The 1,228-nt window shown below is 69.9% G+C and carries 1 pseudogene; it reads left to right on the top strand.

The window, feature by feature from the left end:
* Positions 1–222 precede the first annotated feature (222 nt).
* Positions 223–1,228: pseudogene (locus tag HMPREF0975_RS14240) on the top strand (IS110 family transposase); the annotation flags it as partial.

Genomic DNA, 1,228 nt, shown 5'->3' with positions numbered 1-1,228 from the left:
GGTCCCGGGTGGTCCGGGGCGTGGGCCAGCTGCTGTGGGCATGATGTCTTGCCCCTGTCCTTAGATGATCCGGGGGGTGTTGTCACCCGCAGCAGCCGGGCGCTGGTGACCGCTGATAAGGGGAACGACCCATCGAGTGTGAGGTCTTTCGCAGGCGTGGGTGCGGGACCGGTTGTCCACTGGCTGACCCCGTATCGACTTGACCGAGAGGCGGCAGGAGAGATGGATATCGAGGACATCGACGTCTTCATCGGCACCGGGCGTCGGCAAGGAGCGAGCACTGGGCCACGGCCCTGAGCCAGGAAGGGCGGAAGGTCCTCGAGCGGGCCCCTACCCAACGACGAGGAGCGCCTGCGTGCTCTCTACAAGAAGCTGGCCGATCACGGACACCTGCTGGTGGTAGTAGACCAGCCCGCCACCATCGGGGCCCTGGCGGTGGCGGTGGCTCAGGACATGGGCATCACCGTGGGCTACCTGCCCGGACTGTCGATGCGCCGCATCGCCGACCTGACACCGGGCAGCGCCAAGACCGACGCCAAGGACGCTGCCGTCATCGCCGGCGCGGCCAGGACCATGCCCCACACCCTGAGAGCCATCAACGCCTCGGACGAGGACGCGGCCGCCTTGTCGATGCTCACGGGATTCGACCTGGACCTGACCCGAGCCGTCAACCAGACCAAGGGCCGGATCCGGGGCCAGTCGTTCACCCAGACCCCGCCCAGCCCTGGAGGCCGTGGTGGGGCCCTGGCCGGGCGCACGACGCCATCCTGGAGGCCCGTCGCCGCCTGGCCCACCCCAGCCGACCTGAAGCGCGCGGGCAAGGCAAGGATTGACGCCAGGCTCAAGAAGCACGGGTGCAGACGCCACACAACCTGGGCCGGCCAGATCGTCTCGGCCCTGGAGCACCAGACCGTGGTGGTCGCCGGCACCGACGCAGCCGCAACGGTGCTACCTCACCTGGCCAGGCAGCTCATCGCCCCACGCGCTCAGCGGGCCGATGTCGCCGCCCAGGCCGGTGACCCTGGCGGGTGGCCCACCCTCATGTGCCAGGTCCTGACCACGCGTGCCCGGGATCAGGGGTCCCGGCCGCAGCCGTCCTTGCTGGCCGAGACCCTGGGCAAGACCTCCAGGCACCGGAGGCCAGCTGGCCTCCTACGCCGGGCTCGCTCCCGTCACACGCCGCTCCGGCTCATCGATCCGTGGTGAGCACGTCTCCCACGGCGGCAAC

Source organism: Actinomyces sp. oral taxon 849 str. F0330 (genome assembly GCF_000239715.1).
In the GTDB taxonomy this organism is placed as follows: domain Bacteria; phylum Actinomycetota; class Actinomycetes; order Actinomycetales; family Actinomycetaceae; genus Actinomyces; species Actinomyces johnsonii.
This window is presented reverse-complemented; position numbering and strand designations above follow the sequence as displayed.